General features: G+C 66.3%; 17 protein-coding genes. 9 read left to right on the top strand and 8 right to left on the bottom strand.

Translation table 11 applies throughout. The annotated features are described in order from the left end of the window. Genes KP003_RS13665 through KP003_RS13650 form a run of 4 tightly spaced genes read left to right on the top strand, consistent with a single transcriptional unit; the run spans position 1 to position 5,191 of the window. The gene (locus KP003_RS13665; protein ID WP_216499544.1) at positions 1-942 is read left to right on the top strand and encodes a CheR family methyltransferase; all 942 of its coding nucleotides are present in this window, start codon (positions 1-3) and stop codon (positions 940-942) included. Further along, positions 926-3,292, top strand: a complete 2,367-nt coding sequence (locus KP003_RS13660; RefSeq protein ID WP_217299705.1) for a HEAT repeat domain-containing protein — start codon at positions 926-928, stop codon at positions 3,290-3,292. Before KP003_RS13665 ends, KP003_RS13660 begins: the two co-directional genes overlap by 17 nt. Continuing rightward, on the top strand, positions 3,289-4,137 hold the full coding sequence (locus tag KP003_RS13655; RefSeq protein WP_216499542.1) for a CheR family methyltransferase: 849 nt from the start codon (positions 3,289-3,291) through the stop codon (positions 4,135-4,137). The genes KP003_RS13660 and KP003_RS13655 overlap by 4 nt, the downstream gene beginning before the upstream one ends. A 4-nt stretch (positions 4,138-4,141) precedes the next feature. Next, the gene (locus tag KP003_RS13650; protein ID WP_217299704.1) at positions 4,142-5,191 is read left to right on the top strand and encodes a protein-glutamate methylesterase/protein-glutamine glutaminase; all 1,050 of its coding nucleotides are present in this window, start codon (positions 4,142-4,144) and stop codon (positions 5,189-5,191) included. An 85-nt stretch (positions 5,192-5,276) separates the two neighbouring features. On the opposite strand, the gene KP003_RS13645 is transcribed toward KP003_RS13650, so the two are convergent. Genes KP003_RS13645 through KP003_RS13625 form a run of 5 tightly spaced genes read right to left on the bottom strand, consistent with a single transcriptional unit; the run spans position 5,277 to position 10,885 of the window. After that, positions 5,277-6,920: a hypothetical protein gene (locus tag KP003_RS13645; RefSeq protein ID WP_217299703.1), complete on the bottom strand. Its 1,644-nt coding sequence runs from the start codon at positions 6,918-6,920 to the stop codon at positions 5,277-5,279. Between the two features lie 11 nt (positions 6,921-6,931). Further along, positions 6,932-7,660 (bottom strand): glycosyltransferase family 2 protein, encoded by a 729-nt coding sequence (locus KP003_RS13640; protein ID WP_217299702.1) that lies wholly within the window; start codon positions 7,658-7,660, stop codon positions 6,932-6,934. Then, positions 7,657-9,087 (bottom strand): aminoglycoside phosphotransferase family protein, encoded by a 1,431-nt coding sequence (locus tag KP003_RS13635; RefSeq protein WP_217299701.1) that lies wholly within the window; start codon positions 9,085-9,087, stop codon positions 7,657-7,659. Before KP003_RS13635 ends, KP003_RS13640 begins: the two co-directional genes overlap by 4 nt. After that, positions 9,084-10,079 carry a lysylphosphatidylglycerol synthase domain-containing protein gene (locus KP003_RS13630; RefSeq protein ID WP_217299700.1) on the bottom strand — a complete coding sequence of 332 codons (996 nt, stop codon included), beginning with the start codon at positions 10,077-10,079 and terminating at the stop codon, positions 9,084-9,086. The genes KP003_RS13635 and KP003_RS13630 overlap by 4 nt, the downstream gene beginning before the upstream one ends. Before the next feature lie 2 nt (positions 10,080-10,081). Beyond that, positions 10,082-10,885: a glycosyltransferase family 2 protein gene (locus KP003_RS13625; RefSeq protein ID WP_217299698.1), complete on the bottom strand. Its 804-nt coding sequence runs from the start codon at positions 10,883-10,885 to the stop codon at positions 10,082-10,084. Positions 10,886-11,043: 158 nt separating this feature from the next. Here KP003_RS13625 and KP003_RS13620 point away from each other — a divergent pair, with 158 nt between their 5' ends. The 3 genes from KP003_RS13620 to KP003_RS13610 all read left to right on the top strand — a co-directional run bounded on the left by KP003_RS13620 (position 11,044) and on the right by KP003_RS13610 (position 17,240). Beyond that, positions 11,044-12,423 (top strand): sigma-54-dependent transcriptional regulator, encoded by a 1,380-nt coding sequence (locus KP003_RS13620; RefSeq protein ID WP_217299697.1) that lies wholly within the window; start codon positions 11,044-11,046, stop codon positions 12,421-12,423. A 389-nt stretch (positions 12,424-12,812) separates the two neighbouring features. Then, entirely contained in the window at positions 12,813-14,444 is a 1,632-nt protein-coding gene (locus KP003_RS13615) for a methyl-accepting chemotaxis protein (RefSeq protein WP_217299695.1), read from the top strand. A gap of 135 nt (positions 14,445-14,579) precedes the next feature. Next, positions 14,580-17,240: a PAS domain-containing hybrid sensor histidine kinase/response regulator gene (locus KP003_RS13610; RefSeq protein ID WP_217299694.1), complete on the top strand. Its 2,661-nt coding sequence runs from the start codon at positions 14,580-14,582 to the stop codon at positions 17,238-17,240. Positions 17,241-17,375: 135 nt separating this feature from the next. Here the strand turns inward: KP003_RS13610 and KP003_RS13605 are convergent, their stop codons facing one another. Together KP003_RS13605 and KP003_RS13600 are read right to left on the bottom strand one after the other, a co-directional pair. Continuing rightward, positions 17,376-17,969: a YceI family protein gene (locus tag KP003_RS13605; RefSeq protein WP_217299693.1), complete on the bottom strand. Its 594-nt coding sequence runs from the start codon at positions 17,967-17,969 to the stop codon at positions 17,376-17,378. Between the two features lie 104 nt (positions 17,970-18,073). Continuing rightward, a complete protein-coding gene (locus KP003_RS13600) occupies positions 18,074-18,511 on the bottom strand; it encodes a MarR family winged helix-turn-helix transcriptional regulator (protein WP_216499531.1) in 438 nt (145 codons plus the stop codon). 325 nt (positions 18,512-18,836) lie between these two features. Here KP003_RS13600 and KP003_RS13595 point away from each other — a divergent pair, with 325 nt between their 5' ends. Both KP003_RS13595 and KP003_RS13590 read left to right on the top strand, forming a co-directional pair. Beyond that, a complete protein-coding gene (locus tag KP003_RS13595) occupies positions 18,837-20,135 on the top strand; it encodes an NfeD family protein (protein ID WP_217299692.1) in 1,299 nt (432 codons plus the stop codon). Beyond that, the gene (locus KP003_RS13590) at positions 20,132-20,428 is read left to right on the top strand and encodes a hypothetical protein (protein ID WP_217299691.1); all 297 of its coding nucleotides are present in this window, start codon (positions 20,132-20,134) and stop codon (positions 20,426-20,428) included. The genes KP003_RS13595 and KP003_RS13590 overlap by 4 nt, the downstream gene beginning before the upstream one ends. Positions 20,429-20,431: 3 nt before the next feature. On the opposite strand, the gene KP003_RS13585 is transcribed toward KP003_RS13590, so the two are convergent. Beyond that, on the bottom strand, positions 20,432-20,926 hold the full coding sequence (locus KP003_RS13585; RefSeq protein WP_217299690.1) for a hypothetical protein: 495 nt from the start codon (positions 20,924-20,926) through the stop codon (positions 20,432-20,434). Positions 20,927-20,995 lie beyond the last annotated feature (69 nt).

Here is a 20,995-nt window from a genome sequence, read left to right as displayed (position 1 = left end):
ATGGAAACCGGGGGAAACCTGGCCTGCCGGGACGGGGCGCCGGACCCGTACCTGGAGCGGATACGTGAACGGGTCTTCCAGAGGAGCAGGCTCTACTTCGGCCCCCGCAAGCTCTCACTTTTCCGGCAGCGGCTGGAGACCCGGCTGGCGCAGCTGGGTCTCGCGGATTACCGCTCCTACCTGGGGCACCTGGAACAAACCCCGGGGGAGTACGCGTCCCTGCTCGACCTGATGACCATCAACGAGACCTTCTTCTTCAGAAACCCCGACCAGTTCCGGCACCTGCGGCAGGCGGTGCTGCCAGGGCTGGAGCTGGCGCGGGGGCGGGAGATGATGCGCTCGTGGGGGGGAAGCGGGAACGGCGCCGGCGAAAACGTCATGAAGCTGCGGGTCCTCTGCGCCGGCTGCTCCACCGGCGAGGAGCCGTACACGGTGGCCATGACCCTCATGGAGGGGTTGCGCTACCCCAAGGCGTGGGACATCGAGATCGTGGCCGGTGATATCAGCAAGAGCTGCCTCAAGGCCGCGCGGGAGGGTTTCTACGAAACGGAGCGGCTGCACAACATCCCCCCCCACCTGATCGGCAAATACTTCACGGCGACCGCCGGCGGCGCCTTCGTGGGGGAAGAGCTGAGGGAGCTGGTCCGCTTCATTCCGCTGAACCTGAACCAGCTCATGGAGGGAGAGCTACCCCCGGAGCTCGCCACCGGCTGGGGCGGCTTCGACCTGGTGTTCTGCCGCAACGTGATGATCTACTTCGCGCCGAGCTGCCAGCAGCTCCTCGTGGAAACCCTCTCCCGGCTCCTGGCCCCGGGGGGGCACCTCTTCACCGGCGACGCCGAGCCGCTGCACCTTTTCAGCCACGACCTCGCTGCGGTCCCCGATGCGGCCTGCCTCGTCTACAGGAAATTGGAGAACGTCGAAAATGCTTCTGCCCTATGACACCCTTGGCACCGAGTTCCCCCCCTTGCAGGAACGTTCACTCCCCGAGCTCCTCCTCTTTGTCGGCGACGCCGAACGAGGACGCAAGTACGAGGCCCTGGAAGCAATCATCGGCCGGGGGATGGAGGAGATCTACCCCGCTCTCGAGGCGGCGGTTCGCGACAACGACAACGCCGACCTGAGAAACGGCGCCATGGAGGTGCTGGTGAAGATGGGGGGGGAGGCGGTGCCCCGCCTGAGCCGGCTCCTTACCGACGACGATGACGAGGAGATCCGCAACTTCAGCGCGGTGATGCTCGGGGACATCGGCAGCCGGGACGCGGTGGAGCACCTGATCCGGGCGCTCGCCGACCCGGACAGCAACGTGAGCCATTCCGCGGCTGAGGCGCTCGGCAAGATCGGCGACCGCAGCGCGCTGGTGCCGCTTCTGGAGCTGTTGAAGGGGGACTTCTGGCTGCAGTACCCCGCCATCTGCGCCATCGGGGAGCTCAGGGACTACCGCGCCGTGCCGCACCTGCTGCCGCTGCTCGACGACGAAATGTTGCGCGCAGCGGTGGTCGACGCGCTCGGGAAGGCCGGTGACCAGCGCGCCCTCTACGCGCTGGGCGGCATCCTCCCCTTCGTTGAACCGGAGCTGGCGCGCAGCGTCGCGCGCGCCATGGCGTCCATCAACAACAGCCTGAACGACCAGTTGAGCTACAAAAACCGCATCGAGGTGGGGACCCAGCAGGAACGGCTGCGGCAGCTGGTTTCCGGCCGCGGCGTGGAGCGGCTCAAATCGATCCTCAAGGAAGAGGGGGACCCTGAATCGTCTCAGGCGGCGGCGATGCTGCTGGGGGGGATGGGGGAGCTCTCCGCCTTGGACGGCTTCTTCGCGCTTTTGGGGGACGAGCGCAACCACCAGGTGGTCGAGAACGCCGTCCTCTCGCTGGGGAGGCAGGCCGAGGGGGAGCTTCTGGCGGCGCTGCACCATGACAGCGCCGCGGTCCGGCTGGTCGCACTGCGCGCGCTGCGCTGGGTCGGCGTCCCCTGCGACGCGCGGGAACTGGCGCGCCTTCTCAAACAGGACGAGGAGGCGGTACAGCTCGAGGTGCTGGAGACGCTGCAGTCCTTCCCCGACGAGTCGCTCTTGCCGCAACTGCAACTCATGCTGGCAAAGGGGAGCGACCAGCTGGCCGAGCAGGCGGCCCTCGCCCTGGCGCGCCATCGCCTGGGGCCTGTGCTGGATCTTTTCGCCCAACTGGTGCATTCCCCCGAGCCGCAGTCGCGCCGCCGCGCCGCCATGCTGCTGGGGTGCCTCAAGCAGGGGGGGGGCGTCGAGAACCTGCGCCTGCTCAGCCTCGATGACGAGGCCGTGGTGCGGGCGGAGCTCGTGCGTTCCATCGGCAAACAGCAGGTCTCCCAGGCCGTGCCGCTTCTGTGCCGCGCGCTGTGCGATCCGGAGGAGTCGGTGCGCGAGGCGGCTGTCCTGGCCGCGGCGGAGCTGGGGGAGCCGATGCTCGTGGACGAGCTCCTGGCCCTTTTGGGGAGCGGACGCGAGGATCTCGACTACTGCGTGATCCGCGCGGTCGGCGACATCGGTGCGCGTGAGGCCGGCGCCTTCCTGGTGGAGTACCTATCCCGGGGCGTTTCGCGCCAGCTGGAGTACGCCATCGTGGAAACCCTGGGCAAACTGGCCTACCGGGAGGCCTCCGACCTCGTCACCAGGCGTTACCTGAAGCATGCCGATCCCGACATCAGGCGGCTCGCGGTCTATACCCTTGGCGAGCTGGCCGACCAGGAATCGCTCAAGGCGGTGGAGGACGCGGTCTGCGACCCCCACTGGAGCGTGCGTATCGCGGCCCTGCGCGTGCTGGGCAAGATCGGCGGCGGACGTGAGCTCCCGCTGCTGCTCAAGGGGGTGAACGACGCCGATTCCATGGTGCGCAAGCACGCCATCACCGTCCTCGGGGAGCTGCGCAACCCCGTCACCGTCCCGGAGCTGGTGGCGCTGCTCGACGACGCGGAGGTAGGGAGGCACGCCTTCGAGGCGCTGGTGGCGTTCGGGCGCGGCGGGCTCCCCTGGCTGCACCGTCTCATGAAGAAGAGCTACAGCGCGGAGCTGCGCGAGCGGGTCATCGACGTGATCGGGAAGATCGCCGACGTCAAGAGCGTGGAGCCGCTTTTGGAGCTCCTCGACGACGAAAGCGAGATCGTCCGGCTCGCCTGCATCGACGCGCTGTGCCACTGCTACGATACCCTCCCCCTGAAGCGGCTGATCCAGGTGAGAAAGGAGGACCAGAGCGCCGAAGTCAGGGCGAGGGCGGAGTTGGCCCTGCAGAGTTTCGCACAGCGGGAATACCTCGGATGATGGTGGAGAAGATCGCCATGCAGGCCGAGGAGTTCAGGCTTATCAAGGAGTTCGTGGCGGACTCCTTCGGCCTGGTGCTGGAGGAAGGTACGCAGAGGGGGCTGGCGGCCAAGCTTTCGCCCCGGCTGCAGGAGTTGCGGCTGAAGAGCTTCACCGAGTATTACAGCTACCTCAAGTTCTCACCGGGGAGAAGCGCCGAGTGGCAGCGCCTGGTCCCCCTCATCACCAACAACGAAACCTATTTCTTCAGGGAATCCGGACAGCTCTCGGTCCTCGCGCAGGAGGTGCTGCCGGCGCTCAAGGAGCGCAAGCTGGCCCGCGGGGAGCGCACCCTCCGCATCCTCTCGGCCGGCTGCTCAAGCGGCGAGGAGGCCTACACCATCGCCATGCTCCTTTTGGAGTCGGGGTGCTTCTCCTGGGACTGGGACGTGCGCATAACCGGCGTCGACATCGACGCGCGGGTCCTGGACGCGGCCCGGCAGGGGGTCTACGCGCAGCGTGCCTTCTGGGCGACGGAGCCGCACCTGGTCGAGCGGTACCTGAGACGCCAGGACGACAAGTTCGCGGTGAGGGACATCCTGAGGAAATGGACCAGCTTCGCCCAGGGAAACCTGCTCGAGTTGGCCGACAGCGCGGCCGGGGAGCAGTTCGACGTCATCCTGTGCCGGAATGTGCTCATCTATTTCGCGGACCAAACCATCAAGCGGGTGGTGGACAACTTCGGCGCCCTGCAGTCTCCGGGAGGCTACCTGTTCCTGGGGCATTCGGAGTCGCTGTCACGGACGCAGGCGTCGTACCTGCCGCTTCGTTTTCCGGGCGCCATCATCTATCAGAAGAGGGAGTGACAGCGTGGGCGGCTTGCAGAAGAAAATAAGGGTCCTGGTCGTGGATGACTCCGCCTTCGTGCGCCGGGCCATCCTGCGGATGTTCGAAAAGAGCCCCGACATCGAGGTGGTCGGTGTCGCCGCCAACGGCGAGAGCGCGGTGGAACTCGCCAGGAGCCTGCGCCCGGATGTGATCACCCTCGACGTGCAGATGCCGGTCCTGGACGGCCTCTCAGCGCTCGAGTTGATCATGAAGGAGTGTCCCGCGCCGGTGATCATGTTCAGTTGCCTCACCGGCAAGGGGGCGGAGAAGACCATGAAGGCGCTCGACATCGGCGCGGTCGACTTCGTCGACAAGAGCTCCGCGGGAGGGGCCATGGACATCGGCGCCCTGGCCAAGGAGCTGACCGGGAAAATCAAGGTGGCGGCCGGGGTGGACCTGGAAAAGCTGCGCGCCGCGGCACGCAAGGCGGGAACGGCGCCTCCCTCCCGGGGGAGAACCAAGGGAGAGGGCGCCGAGGTCGTGGTCATGGGGACCTCGACCGGCGGCCCCCCCGCGCTGCAGCAGGTTTTGGGGCGGATGCAGCCCCCCCCCTGCCCGATCCTCATCGTGCAGCACATGCCGCCCGGATTCACCGCCTCGCTCGCCGCGCGGCTCGACCGGCACAGCGCGCTGACGGTCCGGGAGGCGAGCGACGGCGAGGTGGTGGTGGCGGGGAACGTCTACCTTGCCCCCGCCGGCTGGCACATGCGGCTTCGGCGCAAGGACGGGGCGCTCCAGGTTTGGCTCGACCCGGTCCCCGGCGGGCACCTGCATTGCCCGTCGGTCGATGCGCTCTTCGACTCAGCGGCCGAGGTCTGCGGGGATCGTGCCCTGGGGGTGGTGCTGACCGGGATGGGGAAGGACGGGGCAGCCGGCGCCCGGGCCATCAAGAAGGCCGGGGGGCGCATCGTGGTGGAGACCGAGGAGACCGCGATCGTCTACGGCATGCCCAAGGCGGTCGCGGACGCGGTCAGCGTCGACGCCGCGGTGCCGCTGTACCAGGTGTCCGATGCCATCGCCGGCATGATCTAGCGGCGGCACCGTCACCATGCACCGACCGGCAGCGGGAGCTCGAGGCTTCCCCCTGCCGTTTTTTTTCGCCCCAAACCTGCCCCGGCTATTGCCGCCCCTTCCGCGCCCAGGCGCCTTTTCTCTCCGCAATCAGCAGGAAAATCACGAAGAAACCGAACAGGTACAGGGAGTAGTAGTACTTGAACTGCCCCGCCGGGGCCGCCAGGAAGACCAGCGGGACCCGGCTCAGGACGACTAGGGCGGTCGACGCCGTGGCCGGGAACCAGGGGAAGAGGGCGAGGGCGAGCAGGGCGAGGGCCAGCTCCGGGAGGAAGTTCCAGTGCAGGAACTTCCCTTCCGGGTGCAGCCCGGTGAAGGTCGACGCCGAGGCGATGAACCCGGCCTGCCGCTGGTAGAGTGCGGGAAAGAGCGTCCTGTGCAGCGGCTCGTTGTAGACCGCGTCGAAGTGCGGCGCGTGCTTTGTGTCCCGCGCCATGTCGCAGTAGGTGAAACCGTAGGGCCTCATCCCGGTGCTGGCCGAGAAGCAGATCAGGCGGTTGGCCAGAAACAGCGCCTTGTTGTCCATGATCATGCGGCCGTACAGGGCGCGCACCCGGGAGAAGGCGGCCTCCGGGACCGGCTTCCAGTAGCCGGACCAGAACGCCGGGATCTCGTACGGGATCGAGACCTCTTTCACCTTGTCCACGTCGACGAGCATGCCGAGCACCTTGCGGTCCTGTTCCGGGGTCGCGGTGACGTAGTTGTTTTGCAGCAGGTACCCGAGCGGGTTCATCATGAGAGAGACCGAGTAGGCGATCTTCTGGTCGTCGGGGATGGCCAGGGCCTTGATCAGGGCGGGCTTGACGATCTGCAACATGAGCAGCGCGCCCAGAAAAAGCATCCCCGCCCGCGGCGTCGAGATCCTCCCGTTCAGCCTGAGCAGCAGCGGGACGGCGAGCAGCAACGCGATGCCGTCGCCCCGGTAGATGGCGAGAAAAACGATGAGCGCCGCGCAAAAGCAGAGCTCCCTCCCCGAAAAAGCCCTCTCCCGCTCCACGATCCGGAAAAAGATCCAGAGCGCGAAAAACAAGAGCACCACGGAGAAGACGGTGTCGCGGGTGACCAGCAGGGTCAGCGCGATCACCGGGACGTTCACCAGTAACGCCAACAGCAGCAGGATCGTGAGGAACCGGGAAAGGCCGAGCCGGCGCAGCCCCGCCAGGGCGTAGGCGAAGACCAGGGAGGTGAGCAGGAGCTGGAAGATCGGGACCACCACCGCGTTGGGAACGATCTGGTACAGGGCCAGGTACAAAAGCGGGTGCAAGGCCGAGAACCAGTTGTCGAAGGAAAGGGAGTACATGCTCCAGAGCGTGCCGTAGGAGTCGGTCATGTAGAACCCGGGCCACAGGCCGAGGAGCCAGAAGCCGAACCAGGCGGCGCAGATGACGAAGAAGGCGAGGAAGTTCCCGGACTCCTCGTCGAGGCCGTTTTGGGCCGCCCGGTGCACGAAGCGGAGCACCCTCCCGGCGAGCAGGTAGGCGCCGCCCACCGCTACGGCCTTGGCGCAGAAAAGCTTGCTGAGCTTCGCGGCGTCGTAGGCCGCATAGGGGAGGGTGTTGTAGAAGGTCAGCAGCAGGACCAGCAGGGCGAAAAGGGGCGCGCCGACGCGGATCAGCGTCGGAGTTTCGGCGCGGTGCGCCGGCTCAACGTTTGGCGGGGACGGTCGCGTGACCGCCGGCTTGTTCGGCACCGGTCTCTCCATCAGTCGGCGAGAAAGCGGCTGACTTCGTCCGGGGTCCCCAGGGGGGTGACCGACCCGAACGGTATCTCGGTGACCGTCACCTCCCGCGCCTCGGCGATGAGCTGGTTGTACAGGGGGGCGACGTAGCGCTCCCCGCGCTCCTCGCGCCCGGCGACCGCGTAGTAGGCGTCATAGGCGCGGGCGTAGAGCGCGGCGGAGGAAAACCAGTAGAAGCCGATGGTGGCGAGCTCCGAGATGCGGTTCTTCTCGCGCACCTCCACGGCCCGTCCTTCGTCGGCGCACCTCACGAAACTCCACCCCTCGCCGGGGGCGCGGAAGCAGGGGATCCAGCCGTCACCGGCGGCCTGGCCGGGCTGCAACAAACCCGGCTGCACCCCCGTGTCGATGTTGAAGATGGCCATGGGGGCGGCGCCGTCGATCTCGCCGCAGGCAAGGCGCGCCGTGGTGGCCTGCCCGTCCGTCGGGGCGGCGAGCTCGATGACGCCGACGGTGCCGATGCCGCGCGCCGCTGCGCGCTCCCGGATGAAGTCGGCGGCCCGATCCTCGGCGCGCACCACGAAGACGAAGGGGGAGCCCGTATCGATGAAGGATTGCAGACCCTTCATGGACCAGTCGAACAGGGTGAGCCCGCGCGCCTGGATCATGTACTTGGGGACCGTGTAGCCCGCGTCGAGAAAGCGCCGGCCGAAGCCGGCCATGGTGATGACGATGGTGGTCTTTTGCGTCACTGTTCCCCCACCTCCTTGAGGATGTGCGCCGCTATCAGGGCGAAGGTAAGGATGTTGTGCGGAGATTCGATATGCAGCGGCAGCATGCTCAGGAACAGGGACGCCTCGTAGAGGCGCAGCCGTTTCAGGTCGATCCCCTGCGCCTCCAGGGGGGGGAGGAACACCGCCGCGTAGGCGTCGAAGTCGGCTTCGGGGGTGTGCAGCTGCAGCCGCAGGTCGCTGCCCACGACGATCTCGCTCAGGCCGTTGACCACGAAGTCGTAGCCGCCCAGCACGGAGTGGGACAGCTTGGCGTAGTCGTAGAACGGGTCGGTGTAGAGCTCGTCCTCGGAGCCGGCCCCAAGCGGGTCGATCAGCTTCAAGAGCCGGATCCTCTTGTCGTAGAGGATGTTGGAGAAGCAGAGGTCCCCGTGCCCGATGCACTCGTAGTCGGGCTGCCGGTCCCGGTACGGCGCCACCAGGTCCAGGTAGCACTCCAGCAGCCGCTCCAGCGAGGGGAAGCTGCTGCCGTTACGCAGCATGTCGTCCAGGTACCCCCTGAGCGGCAGTGGGTGCAGCTCGGCCTGGCGCTCCCGCACCTTGGTGAGGTAGAGCCGGTCGAAGTTGGCGCGCGCCCGCTGCCGCGAGCAGGAGCGGCGGGCACGCCCGTCGAGGAAGTGCAGGATATCCTCGAGGAAGCGGGCGAACTCCCGCGTGTCGAAGCCGCCGTTGATCCACTGCTGTCCCATGTCCAGCATGAGCAGGCGCTCCATGGCGTAGCTCGCGCCGTTTTTCCCGACGGTCAGGTCGTAGGGCATCACGAACCAGCGCCGCATCGACTCCGGCAACAGGCCGTAGAAGTCGTGCTCCGCCCGTATCTTGCGCGCGTTGGCCGAACGCTTGACCACGCTTTGCAGGGTCAGGGTGACGTTGTTGAAATGCCTGCTGTTGAAGGAGCCGCTCAGGAAATCGAGCAGCCCGACCTGCTCGCTCACATCCACGAAGGCGCCGTCCACCGGGACCCGCACCGCGTCCCCCCCGTCCCCCTCCGCGGCGAGCGCAAGGTCTGGCCCGCGGCGGAAACGCTCCAGGCTGGTCGCCTGCAGCGGGACCCGCACCCCGTTCATGGTCCCCTGGCAGCTGTCGGCACAGATCCCGATCCGCTCCAGGAGGTCCAGGGCGACGGTTTCCAGCGCCGGCACGAGAAAGCCGGCTATGCGCACCACCCGCGAGCAGCGCTGCCGAACCAGTTCGGCGTCGATCATCTCGGCCGGTTTGCCGGTTTCAAGCCTCACCACGGGCCAGCCGAGGCGGCGGGCCAGGGCGCAGGCGCGCTCGAAGAGGCACTGGCGGCGGAACACGATGTCGCCGAACCTTTGCGCACCGATCAGGCCGGTGAGCTCGCCCGGGACGGGGCAACTGTCGTCGTAGAGTAAAACGGTGCTCATCTGGTCCGTCCTCTGGTGGTGGCCTTGACGCCCTGGAAGGGGGGCGTGTAGCGGTAGTTGGGCGCGGCGGGGTGCCTGCCGGGGCGGTAGCCGAGCCTCAGCCTGGCGTAGCTTCCCCCTCCCAGCGCCGCCATGATCCCCAGGGTGAGCAGGCAGATGGAGCGGTACAGCGCGAGCTGCAGGACGTGGCTGTGGGGCTGGGCCATGATGGCGTTACTGAGGGTGTCGAGCGCCTGCTGGGTGACGGTGTACCCGGTCGTGGGGGAGGCGATAAGGAGCAAAAAGACCATGGCCAGCTCGAGCCCCCAGACCGCGAAGGTGACGATGCACAAAAGGGACAAGGTCTGCAGGTCGATCCTCGGGATCGCGCCGAGCAGGCGGCGTAGCCGCCGCATCCCCCGCAGCACCGTGAGCGACCTCTTGCTGCGGGACTGCAGCAGGGCCCGCATCAGCGCCGCGACCGCCCCGGGAAGCAGCATCCCCAAGAGGATGGAGCTGAGCAGGAAGCCCCCAAGGGAGAGAAAGATCAGCTCCATCGGCGGGCCCGAAGGCCGCAGCAGCACCAGCCCGACCAGCATCGCCAGGATCACCGTCACGTCGAAGAGGCGGTCGAGCCAGACGGCGAAGAGCCCGCGCGCGTCGTTACAAAGCAGGCGCGAGAACTCGGCGGCCCTCAGCAGGTCCCCCAGCTTGAACGGGGTCGCGAAGGTGACCAGGGCGATGGTCGCGTGGCAGCCGAACACGGTCGAGAAGCCGAGCCGGTCGCTGCCCAGCAACAGCCAGAGGCGGATGGCCCGCAGCACGTGCGCCAGCGCGTAGGCCGCCATGGCGGCGAGTCCAGCGGCGAGGGCGGTCGAGCCCCAGGCCGGATGCAGGCTAAGGACCTGCGCGTTGTAGACGCAGAGGGATACCAGGAAAAGGGCGGAAAAACAGGCGAGGCACAGCCCGAAGAGATCGAGCACGAGGGAGGCCGAGGGAGCGCGTAGCCTCATGGTCACAGCCCCTTGGCGAGCGTCTCGAACCGGTACTCGGCCACCGGGTGGTCCCGGAACTCCCGGGCCAGGAACGCGTCGGGGTTCTTGAGGTAGCTGCCGAGCAGGCCCAGGGTGCGCCGCGCCTGGGAGAAGAGCTTGACGTTGGAGACCTGGTCCTCCTCGCGCCAGGAGATCGGGAAGAAGAGGAGGCTGTCCTTTCGTTTGACGTGCGCGAGGATCATGCAGTAGTTGAACATGAGGTTGTCGTGGAACTTGTGCCAATACCCGGAGCGGAGATGCTCGGTGCGGTACAGGTTGAGTCCGGAACCGAGATCGTGGAGCTTTCGTCCGCACGCCGCCGAGAAGAGGCGGTTGAAAACGTGGTTGCCCAGGACCCGGGTGGGTGAATACCCCTCGATGCGGGAGTCGGGGTGGAAGCGGGCGCCCAGGCAGCAGTCGTAATCGTGGTGACGACCGGCGGCGAGGACGGGGATGATGTCGGCGACGTTGCCCTGGTCGTCGCCGTGCAAGACCATGACGTGGCTGAAGCCGTTGGCGATGGCGTAGCCGAAGGCCGCCTTGTGGGAGCCGCCCAGCCCGTAGTTGGCATGGTTGCGCACCACCGAGACCTTGCCAAGGCCCAGGGCGCGGGCCTCGTCGATGGCGGCCGCCACCGTCTGGTCGGGACTCACGTTGTCCACCACCATGATCTCGGCGAAGTGGCCGTGCACTGCAGGGTCCTGGAACTGGCGCAGCACCCGGACCACCTGGGGGGCGCAGCGGTAGGCGGGGATGAAGGCCAGTATGCGGTCGGGGGTGGACATGGTCGCTCTCGGGACGTATGGAATGGTGCGGCGTACGAGCGCCAAAGGATACGACGAATTCACGCTCAGCGCAATGGAGAACTGCAGCGCCGAGCGGCTCAAGCTCCCGGCGCAACTGCCGATAAGACAGTGAACCTCAACCTGCGGAGCCCCATGGCATGCCCCACACCAAGATCCTCGCCGTCGACGATGAACCCGTGTTCCGTTTCCTGCTCGAGCGCCAACTGCGCGAGATCGGCTATGACGTCGTCAGCGCCGTCGACGGGCTGCAGGCGCTGGAGATCCTCGAGCAGCAGACCGTCGACCTGGTGCTCTCCGACCTGGTCATGCCCAGGATGGACGGCCTGCAGTTGATCGGCTCGGTGCAGAAGCTCCATCCCGGCACCCCCATCATCGTGATCACCGCGCACGGCAGCGTGGAGAGCGCGGTGGAGGCGATGCGGCGCGGCGCCTACGACTACCTGGAGAAACCCTACGACCCGGAGGATCTGCGCATCACCATCCGGCGTGCCCTCGACTACCAGCGCGTCGTCCAGGAAAACGAGCAGATCAAGGGGCTTTTGACCGAGCGCTTCACCTTCCAGAGCATCGTGACGGTGAACCCCGCCATGAAGCAGGTGCTGGAGTTGGCCTCGCGGGTCGCCGCAGCGCGGCAGACCACGGTGGCCATCTACGGCGAGAGCGGTTCCGGCAAGGAGGTGCTGGCGCGGGCCATCCACTTCGCCGGCAACGGGCTTCCCGCCGAGTTCGTGGCCGTGAACTGCGCCGCCATCCCCGAGCACCTGATGGAGAGCGAGCTCTTCGGGCACGTGCGCGGCGCCTTCACCGGCGCAGACCGCGACCGGGAAGGGAAGTTCAGCCTGGCCAGGAAGGGAACCATCCTGCTGGACGAGATCGGGGACATGCCGCTTCCCCTGCAGGCGAAGCTGTTGCGCGTGCTCCAGGAGCGGGTCTTCGAGAAGATCGGCAGCAACGCCCCCATTCCCGTCGCCTGCCGCGTGATCGTCGCCACCAACCGCAGCCTCGCCGACCTGGTCGCGGCCGGGCGCTTCCGCGAGGACCTCTACCACCGCATCAACGTCTTCCCCCTGACCATCCCGCCGCTTTGCCAGAGAAAGGACGATATCCCGATCCTGTGCGGCCACATCCTCGAGCAGCTGCGCCAGCACCTGGGCAAGCCGCTGCCCGGGATCTCGCAGCAGGCCATGGAGCTGATGCTCGAGTACCGCTGGCCGGGCAACGTCCGGGAGCTGCGCAACTGCCTGGAGCGGGCCGCCATCATAACCGACAACGAGCTGATCCGCCCAAGCCACCTGGGGCTTGCCGGCACTGCGCCGGAGGGGCCGGAATCGATAGACGCGGAAGGCGCCGTCGACGCCGGCCGGGTCAGCTACCACCTCTCGCTTCCCGCCGACGAGCTTTCCCTCGACGCCTTGAACGAGCAGATCCTCGGCATCACGCTGCAGCGCTGCGGCGGCAACAAGTCGAAGGCCTCCCAACTGCTCAAGGTGAACCGCAAGGCCTTCTACCGTTCCTGATCCAGCGTTTCGGCCCCCGTCGCAGGTCCTTGGCCTGACGCGGCGGTTGCCGCCTCCCCCCTTTGCCGTCTCCCCCCATTTGCCGCCGACTCCTGGTGCTCCCCCTCCCACCCTCCCCCTCCGGGGGAGGTGCGGGACCCATTGTCCACACCCTTCGGACTCTCCTGTCCCACTGCCGGTCACACTGTCCCGCTGGGGGACAACCGCCTCCGTCCGCAGACGGTCAAACCTGCCGAAACTGCGCCAGTTGCGGTTTTGGCACCGGTTATGCTCCTTACAGGTACAGGGAGGCCGATCTGTCCCGCACGGAACAGCTGCGACGGCACCGGCCACCTGAAACTCCCCTTGGGGGAGACTACCGCCACTACCGAAAGCACGGGAGACACGACATGAAAGCGATCAGAGATCTTAAAGTAGGTATGAAGCTCGCGGCAGGTTTTGCCTGCGTGGCCATCATAGCGGTGGTCATCGGCTTCATCGGCATAAGAGTGACCAACAACCTAAACGCTGAAGGGAAGAGGGCCTATGAGACGGTGACCGTTCCACTGGGGGAACTGGCAGGGATGTCGGTCTCGTTCCAGCGGGTCCGGATCAACCTGCGCGATGCGGTCGAGGCGACCGACCCGGCGCAGCGCCAGCGTTACGTGGAAACGGTCACGGCGCTGCGTCAGAACATCTCTGAGCGGATGGCGCGCTATGAGAAGACCATGACGAGCGAGGAGGAGCGGAGCCTGTTCCGCGAATACGCCCAGGCGAGGTCGGAGTACCTGGGGTGCGTCGAGAGGATCCTCGCGATGAACCAGGCGGGGCGAAACGCCGAGGCCAGGGAGCTGCTGCACGGCGCGGGCAAGGAAGCGGCCCTGAGGCAGCAGGGGGCGCTGGACAAGCTGATGGCGGCCAAGGAGCGGCAAGGGAAGACCACCGCCCGCAGCAACGAACTCGCCGCCGCGTCGGCGGCACGGTCGATCGGCGGCCTCCTGGCGTTGGGTCTCATTCTGGCGCTGGTGCTTGGGGTGGTTACCTCGAGGATGATCACCCGGCCGCTGGACAAGGCGGTGCAGGTGGCCAACCGGCTGGCGGAGGGAGACCTGACCGTCGAGGTGGTGGTCGATTCCAAGGATGAGACCGGCCAGCTCCAGGCGGCGATGGGGCACATGGTGCAGAGCCTCAGGGGACTGGTGACCCAGACGGTGCAGATCTCCAGCAGCATCGCCTCGGCTTCGACCCAGCTGCAGGGTACCTCGGCCCAGATCGCCACCGGCGCCGAGGAGGTAGCCTCCCAGACCGGGACCGTCGCCACCGGCAGCGAGGAGATGGCGGCCACCAGCGCGGACATCGCCCGCAACTGCGTCCTGGCCGCCGAGGCATCCCGCCAGTCCAGCGATTCGGCCAACCAGGGGGCCAAGGTGGTGCAGGAAACCATCACGGGCATGGAAGAGATCGCCGGCCGGGTGCGCCGGACCTCCAAGACGGTGGAGGCGCTGGGGCATCGCTCCGAGGAGATCGGCGACATCGTCGGGACCATCGAGGACATCGCCGACCAGACCAACCTGCTGGCCTTGAACGCCGCCATCGAGGCGGCCCGGGCCGGCGAGCAGGGACGCGGCTTCGCCGTGGTGGCGGACGAGGTGCGGGCCTTGGCCGAGAGGACCAGCAAGGCGACCAAGGAGATCGGCACCATGATCAAGGCCATCCAGGGCGAGACCCGCGACGCGGTCCGCGCCATGGACGAGGGTGTGCAGGAGGCCGAGAAGGGGGCGGCTTCGTCGCAACGTTCCGGGCAGGCGCTGGAAGATATCCTCAAGTGCATCAGCGAGGTCTCCCTGCAGGTGAGCCAGATCGCAACAGCCGCCGAGCAGCAGACCGCCACCACCACGGAGGTCACCTCCAACATCCAGCAGATCACGGACGTGGTGCAGCACACCGCGCGCGGCGCCGAGGAAACCGCCATGGCCGCAGCGCAGTTGGCCCAGCAGGCCGACGAACTGCAGACGCTGGTGGCCAGGTTCAGGGTCGCCTAGCGCAGGCAAAGCGGAAGAAACCTCGAGACGCGACATTCCCCTCAAGGGGTGCGCGCTTTTTCCCGAAGAAAGGAGTACGTCCCGCAGAGGGTGATCCCTGCCGAGGACGCGGCGATACGAGACAGAGGTGGCGTCATGCACGCGGAGCGCAGCCTGAAAATAACCATAGTAAGCACCCTGGCACTGGTGGTCCTGCAGGGGGGACTCACCTGCCTTCTCCTGGAAAAACTGCAGTTCGGAGCCGGCGGCCCCCACCTGCGGCAGTTAGCCCTGCTCCTCATCGCCGCCGCCTGCACCGTTTCCGGGTGGTTCCTGGCCTGGCACTTCATGGCCCGGCGGGACGATCCCCCGGCTGAGGCGGGGCCTCACGCCTCCCTGCTCCTGCAGTCGGTCGAGGAGGGGGTGGTCTCGGTGGACGGCACCGGATGCGTCACCTTCGCCAACCAGGCGGCGCAAGAACTCCTGGGGTACCAGGAGGGGGAATTGGTGGGGCGGGACCTGCGCGAGGTGATGCACCACGGCAAGGATCCCGACTGCGCCCATTGCGGCAAGGAGAGTTGCCTGCTGCACCCCGCCTTCACCGGGGGGAGGAGGCAGCGCTCCCGCAACGAGGTGCTGTGGCGCAAGAACGGCAGCTCCTTCAGCGCCGACTTCAGCTGCAGTGCGCTCGCCGGCGGCAGCCGCCCAGGCGCCGTACTCACCTTCCGTAACGTCAGTGCCCGCCGGGAGGTCGAGGACCGCCTGCGCCTGCAGGGCGCGGCCCTGGAGGCGGCGATGAACGGGATCATCATCGCCGACAGGCAGGAGAGGATCATCTGGGTAAACCAGGCGCTCTGCCGGATCCTGGGGGCGAGCCCCGAGGAACTGCTGGGGAAGAAACCGCAGCTGCTTTTCACGGCGGGGGACAAGCCGGAGCTCCTGGAGAACCTCTCCGAGAGCCTGGAGGCGCGGCGCCCCTGGCAGGGAGAGCTCCTTGGGTGCTGCGAAGACGGGACGACGCTGGACCAGGAGGTGACGGTAACGCCGGTTCTTGACGAGGCGGGCGAGCTGTCCAACTTCGTCTGGATCATGCTGGACATCTCGCAGCGCAAGCAAAGCGAGGCGGCACTGCAGGAGAGCACCCGCCTGCAGGAGGAGGCCAACCGGCAACTGGTCAGGACGGTGCAGCGCGCCAACGAACTGGCGGTGAAATCCGCCCGCGCCTCCGCCGCCAAGAGCGACTTCCTGGCCAACATGAGCCACGAGATCCGCACCCCGATGAACGCCATCGTGGGGGCGGGACACCTGCTGCTGGACACGGAACTCTCCCCCCGGCAGGGCGAGTACCTGCAGACGCTGATGGTCTCCGCCGACCTCCTCCTGGGGATCATCAACGACGTGCTCGATTTTTCCAAGATCGAGGCGGGCAAACTCATGATCGAGCGGGTCGCCTTCCGCCTTCAGGACGTGGTGGCCGAGCTGTTGGCGGTCTATGCGCTGAGGGCGCGCCAGCAGGGGATCGACCTGGACGTCGAGCTGGACCCGCAGATCCCGGAGCTGCTCACCGGGGACCCGATGCGCCTCGCCCAGATCCTCAACAACCTGCTGAGCAACGCCCTCAAATTCACCCGCCACGGCAGCGTACAGCTCGCGGTGAAACTGGCGCGCAGGGAGCCCGGCACAGCGGAGCTCATCTTCGCGGTGCGCGACTCGGGCATCGGCATCCTGGCCGAGGACCAGGCCCTGCTGTTCCAGGCCTTCACGCAGTTGGACGGCTCGATCACCCGCAGCCACGGCGGGACCGGACTCGGGCTCGCCATCTGCAGGCGTCTCACCAGCATGATGAAGGGCGAGATCTGGTGCGAGAGCATCCCTGGCCTTGGGAGCACCTTCTCGTTCTGGCTTCCCTTCGGCATCGCCGCCGCGGACAGCAGGGTGGAGCGTAAGAAGAAAGCGGGCTTCACCCGGTTCCGGCAGCAGCAGGTCCTCCTGGTCGAGGACAACCCCTTCAACCAGAAGGTGGCGCTCGCCCTGCTGGAGCGGGGGGGACTGCAGGTGACGGTTGCCTCCAACGGCGCCGAGGCGGTGGAGCTGGTGCGGCGCCGCGACTTCGACCTGGTGCTGATGGATATCCGGATGCCGGGGAAAGACGGTCTCACCGCGGCGCGGGAGATCCGGGCGCTGGGCAAGCCGGGGACGGAGACTCTCCCGATCCTGGCCGTTTCGGCCAACGCCATGGAGCACGACGTGGCCGCGAGCCTCGCGGCCGGCATGAACGGGCATGTCGCCAAGCCCTTCACCCCGGAGTCGCTCTACAGCGCCATCTCGGTCTGGCTCGACGGCCAGGGGAGCGCGCGGGCGTCCGGCCAGGGCGCGGTTGCGGGGGGGCATGAACAGGCCCAGGAACGGCAGCCGGTGGCGAAGATCGACTTCGAGACCGGCGTTCGGCAGACCGGCGGCGACCGGAAGCTCTACCGCGACCTGCTCAAGCAGTTCGAGCGCGAGTACCAGAACCAGGGGGGCGAGATCGAGCGCGAGATACGGGGCGGCAATAGGGAGGAGGCGGCGCGGCTAGCCCACTCGGTGAAGGGGATCGCCGGAGTGCTGGCAGCGCAGCCGCTGCACGGGGCCGCGCAGCGGCTGGAGACGGCCTTGAAGGGTGAGGGGGACCTGGGCAAGGAGCTCTCCGACTTCCAGGAAGAACTGAAAGGTACCATAGGGTGCCTGCAGGCCGATGGGTGGCAGAACCTTACCAGCAGCGTCCCGCGCCAGCAGGCGGAAGCAGCCGGGGCAGGTGCGTCCCGGGTCCAGGCCTGAAGCCGTCAGGGGAGGGGGAGCCGATAAAAGGAAAGTTTTCTCCGGAGTTTCCGGAAGAACCAAAAAAAGCGCCTGTTCCAGTCGAGGAACAGGCGCTTTCTGTTTAGACACGTGCGTATTGGTAGCAGCCGGGTGTTACTTGGCCTTGATCATCTCGATTTCGAGGTTGATGTCGACGTCCTCGCCCACCGCGACGCCGCCGGTTTCCAGCGCGGCGTTATAGACCAGGCCGAAGTCCTTGCGGTTGATCTTGGTGTTGGCCGTTACGCCGCTTCTCAGGTTGCCCCACGGGTCCTTGCTCTCCTTGGCGGGACCTTCCACGTTCAGCACCACTTCCTTGGTCACGCCGTGCAGGGTCAGGTCGCCGGTCACTTTGAGCCTGTCCTTGCCGGCCTTGGCGACCTTCTTCGAGGTGAAGGTCATGGTCGGGTACTTGGCCACGTCGAAGAAGTCGGCGCTTCTTAAGTGCTCGTCACGCTTGGCCACGTTGGTGTTGACCGAGGCGGTGTCGATGGTGACCAAAACCTTGGACTTGGTGATGTCCTTGTCGTTGATCTCCACGGTCCCCCTGTGCTTCTCGAAGCTCCCCTTCACGTTGGATACCATCAGGTGCCGTACCTTGAAGCCGACGCTTGAGTGGTCGGGGTCGATGTTCCAGGTGGAGGCGGAGGCGAGAACTGGAACTGCGAGGAGTGCTACTGCTGCTATGGTTGCGATGGTTCTTTTCATGGTCTTTCTCCTTTTTCTTTTGTTGACTATGTGTGGTTTGTTTTAGTTTGTGTCTTTTGATGTTAAACTATTGGTTCAAAAAAAAGCCGCTGTCGTCCTTCCCGTCATCCCTCCCGTAAACCGAGTTTTTTGCAGATCCTGCCCAGGGTTTCCTGTTCTTCATCGGTCAGCACCCCCATCTCCGCGGCGATGGCCGCCTCGACTTCGGCGAAGGTCGCCTCGATCAGCGCCCGTCCCTTTTCCGTGAGGAGCACGGTGCAGAAGCGGCGGTCTTCCAGGGAGCGCTCGCGCCGGACCAGTCCCTGCTTTTCCAGGTTGTCGATGACGAGGGTGATGTTGCCGGTGCTTTTCAGTATCTTGGACGCCACGTCGCGCTGGCACATGGGGCCCTTGTGCAGCAGTGCCTCAAGGACGCCGAACTGGCTGATGGTGAGCCCGGCGTCCGACATCTTGCGCCCTACCCGGACGGTCACCGACTCGGCACCCCGCATCAGTTTGGTGTAGCTGTTCAGCGCGAGTTTTGTCTTGGCGTCTTCTTTCATGATCGTTCTCTCCGTTGAGAAGCAACATCGTTTCGATGATTTAAAACTATAACTGAAGTGATTAAATGTCAAACTATTTTTTTCGGGATATTGCGAATAGTGCAACTCAGCGGACGCAAAGGTAAAAAACAAACATTTCGCACAAGGCCGCAAAGGCGCCAAGGCACGCTGAAGCTTGCCAAGGCCCTCTTTTAATGGAAAAATACGCCTGGAGCTTCTAACCGTAGCACCGCGGCAGGCCGCTGATCGTAGCCTTTTTGGGGGGTAAGCTTTGCGTCATTGCGGCTTGGCGTGAGGCCGAACAGTTTTTTCGGGAGGTGCGGTGATGAAACGGCTGTTGCTGGTGCTGCTGTTACTGGTGCTCCCCCTGTGCCTGGCGGCTCAGGAGCCGCAGGTGGGACTCATCTCCCTGCGTGGACCGATCAATCCGGTCAGCACCGCCTTCCTGAAGGAAAACCTGGCGGCGGCCGGTAAACGGGGGGACCGGCTCCTGCTGGTGGAACTGGACACCCCCGGCGGGCTCGACAGCGCCATGCGCGAGGCGGTCCAGGCCATTCTCGGCGCGCCGGTCCCGGTTGCGGTCTACGTCGCCCCCTCCGGCGCGCGCGCGGCCTCGGCGGGCGCCGTGATCGCCCTTTCCGCTGACATCCTGGCGATGGCCCCCGGCACCAACATCGGGGCGGCGCACCCGGTGGGGCTGGGGGGCAAACCCGACCCGGTCATGGAGGCGAAGCTTGTGAACGACGCCGAGGCGTACGTCGAGGGGATCGCCGCCAAGAGGGGACGCAACACCGAGCTGGCCAGGAGGATGGTGCGCCAGAGCATCTCGTTGAGCGCCGAAGCGGCACTCGCGCAGCGGGTGATCGACCTGGTGGCGCCGAGCCGGCAGGACCTCCTTGTCAGGCTGGAGGGGCGCAAGGTGCAGCGGGGAGGGGAAGAGATCGTGCTGCACCTAGCCGGCGCACGGGTGGTGAGCCACGAGATGGGGACCCGCGACCGGATCCTGGACGCGATCAGCAACCCGGACGTCGCCTACATGCTGATGCTCCTGGGGATACTGGGGCTCTTCTTCGAGCTCTCCAACCCCGGGGTGATCCTGCCCGGGGTAATCGGCGGCATCTCGCTGCTCCTCTCCTTCTTCGCCCTGCAGACCCTGCCGGTCAACTACGCCGGGATCGGCCTGATCCTTTTGGGAATCATCCTGTTCATCGCGGAGATCAAGGTGGTCTCCTACGGCATGCTCGCGGTCGGGGGAGTCGTGGCGATGGTGCTGGGATCGCTGATCCTGTTCCCGTCGCCCGAACCGTACCTGCGCCTGTCCTGGGAGGTGCTGGCGGGGACGGTCGGGGTGACGGCGCTCTTCTTCGCGGTGGTGGTGGTCAAGGTGATCCAGGCGCACCGGGAGAAGCCGATAACCGGCGTGGAGGGGATGCTCGGGGAACTCGGGGTGGCGGATACCGACCTGGTGCCGGAGGGTAGGGTGCTGCTGCGCGGCGAGTACTGGAACGCGAGCAGCGAGGAACCGCTGCGCAAAGGGGAAAAGGTGCAGGTGGTCGCGGTGACCGGGCTGCGCCTCACCGTGCGCAAGGCGGAAGAAAAGGAGGAGGTGCGGGGCGGATCATGACGCAATCCAAAAAGCGCAAGGAGTCCGGAGACCTGCGGCTGGGGGATGACCTTTTGGGGCTTCCTTGCCTGCAGCGCCAGCGCGCCAACCTGACGGGGGGGATGCGGGAGGAAAGGGGAAGCGCCGCGCCGGAGTGCCCGGTCTGCGGCCAGGAGGTGTCGGAGCTGTTGCACGGGTCGCAGGGGGCGGCCGATCCGGTGGTCGTGGAGCAGGTGCAGGAGAGGTTTCCCGGATGGCAGCCCGAGGAGGGCCTCTGCCGGCCCTGCCTCGAGCGGTTCGGTCGCCCCGGTTAAGCGCTAGTAGTGCTTCGGGATGGGGAGGCACCCTTCCTCGTTGAGCGCGTTCAGGTAGGCGCTGCGCAGGCCGAGGAAGGCCTGGGTGAGCCGGTCGATGAGGGTGTTGTGGTTGCACCCGATCAGTTCCAGCAGCCCGTTCTGCTTGTTGGCGATCAGCCTCTCGATGTGCGCCGCCCTGCGGTTGATGTCCACGTGGGTGTGCCCCTGGGCGTGGCTGACCAGGCTCAGCATGGCGTCGGTCACGAAGACGTCGATGGAGTACACCGCCGCCACCTGCGGGTGCTCCTTCAACTGGAACACCACGCGGATTTCCGGGTGCGGGAACTCGATGCCGGGAAGGTGCTCCGGTCCCATGTAGTAGGACGCCGCCACCGGCAGCACTTCGATGTAGCAGTTGAGCAGGGTCGATTCGATATCGATGGGGGTCTGCACCGGAAGTTTCAGCGCGGCCCGGGAGAACTGTTCACCATGTTCGAGATAGAGAGAAAGCCGCATGTCATCACCTGTAGTAGAACCTGTGGTAGAGGGATACTTCGGTTGTCACGATAAAAATAATACCGGCCC

This window comes from Geomonas diazotrophica, assembly GCF_019063885.1.
Classification (GTDB): Bacteria; Desulfobacterota; Desulfuromonadia; order Geobacterales; family Geobacteraceae; genus Geomonas; species Geomonas diazotrophica.
Note: the sequence above shows the minus strand (reverse complement) of the source record. Positions and strands in the feature narration are given on the sequence as shown.